Source organism: Streptomyces graminilatus, assembly GCF_001418565.1.
Lineage (GTDB): Bacteria > Actinomycetota > Actinomycetes > Streptomycetales > Streptomycetaceae > Streptomyces > Streptomyces graminilatus.
Window position 1 is genome coordinate 398 of the sequence record NZ_LIQQ01000577.1, and the last position, 1,378, is coordinate 1,775.

Genomic DNA, 1,378 nt, shown 5'->3' on the forward strand with positions numbered 1-1,378 from the left:
CCCGTACGACGGCCACCGGGTCGACCTTGCGGATGTCGTCGCCGGGGGCGGTGACGCCCTTCACGACCTGTGTCTCGGCCTCGCCGTAGGCCCAGGCGGGGCTGGAGGCGGCGGGCAGCTCGGGCCAGAGCCGGGCGGGGCTGACGGCGGTGGCGGTCGGCCCGGCCCCACGCAGCCCACCGGCGTCACCGCAGGCGGAGGCGGTGAGGGCGAGGCCGAGGGTGAGGAAGCAGATGAGGGCGGCGCGGGAGGTACGGGCGGCACGGGAGATACGGCTGGGAGTCCTGGGAGTCACTGTGCTGCGCTCCTGCGTCCGGGCCGAGGAGGGGCGGGCTGGGTCGGCGGGGCGGGCGGCAACCGGTCGGTCGCCCCGTAACGAACACCTTATTCGGAGGGAAACCCAGTGCGCCGGGTGGGTTGCTCCGAGCCTTCAGTGACACCTGTGACACCTGTGACACCTGTGACACCCGTGACACCCGTGACACCCACGACTCCTGCCCCTGCTCCTGCTCCACTCCTGCTCCGCTACTCCGCGAGCTCCTCCAGCAGCCGGGCCGTGGGCAGGCCCGTACGCAGATACTCCACGAAGAGGGCGTTGTGCAGGGCCCAGGGGGAGCGGCGGGAACGGATGAGACCGATCGCCTCGTCGATGCCGTGTCCGTCGCGGACGAGGGCGTGCGCGACGACGAGCCCCGACCGGTTGTAGCCGCTGTAGCAGCGCACGAGCACCTTGCGCCCGTCCTCCAGCGCGTCGCACACGGCCTGGGCCAGCCGGATGACGCCGGCGAGCTGGGTCCCGTCGAGCGGCCCGTCCGGGACGGGCCACACAAGGTGCTCGACGCCTGGATCGGGTCCGTGGCCGGGCAGCTTGAGCAGGCTGATGACCAGGTCGAACTCGTCGTGCACGACGGCGAACTCGATCTCTCCCGGGCGACGCGCGAACTCGTGGCCGCCCATCCACAGCCCGGGCACGATCTCGCTCCACGGTTCGCCCGGAGCCGGCACATCGGGCTCCTTCCTGCGGGTCCGCAACTACGCCGCCTCCCCAACTCGGGCACCCAACTCCGCACCGACTCTCTCCCAAAGGTAACCGGGTCCTTGCCCCGGCAGCACCCCGCCTGTTCCCATGGTCGTGGGGGGATTGGGGTGATGGTGGATGAGCGGACTGCGCGTCGTACCGGCCTGGCACCAGGGTCACGACCGGCTGTACGTGTGTATGACGGACGGCCGGAACATCGCCTGGTACGACCGTGAGTCGTCCCGGGTCAACCTGCTGAGCGACGACCTCAGAGGGGACGTGCTGGAAGCCCTGGGCCCCTTCCTGACGGGCCCGGTGACAGTGGGCCCGCCCCCGGTCCCGACCCCGGCGGAGCTGGCC

Annotated in this window: 1 protein-coding gene and 2 pseudogenes; 1 reads left to right on the forward strand and 2 read right to left on the reverse strand. The window is 71.6% G+C overall.

Going from position 1 to position 1,378, the window contains the following annotated elements; all coding sequences use genetic code 11:
* Positions 1-235 (reverse strand): annotated as a pseudogene (locus AOK08_RS46750) (hypothetical protein); the annotation flags it as partial.
* 290 nt (positions 236-525) lie between these two features.
* A complete protein-coding gene (locus AOK08_RS37035) occupies positions 526-1,032 on the reverse strand; it encodes a protein-tyrosine phosphatase family protein (protein WP_241827252.1) in 507 nt (168 codons plus the stop codon).
* A gap of 124 nt (positions 1,033-1,156) precedes the next feature.
* Here AOK08_RS37035 and AOK08_RS37040 point away from each other — a divergent pair.
* Positions 1,157-1,378: pseudogene (locus AOK08_RS37040) on the forward strand (NERD domain-containing protein); the annotation flags it as partial.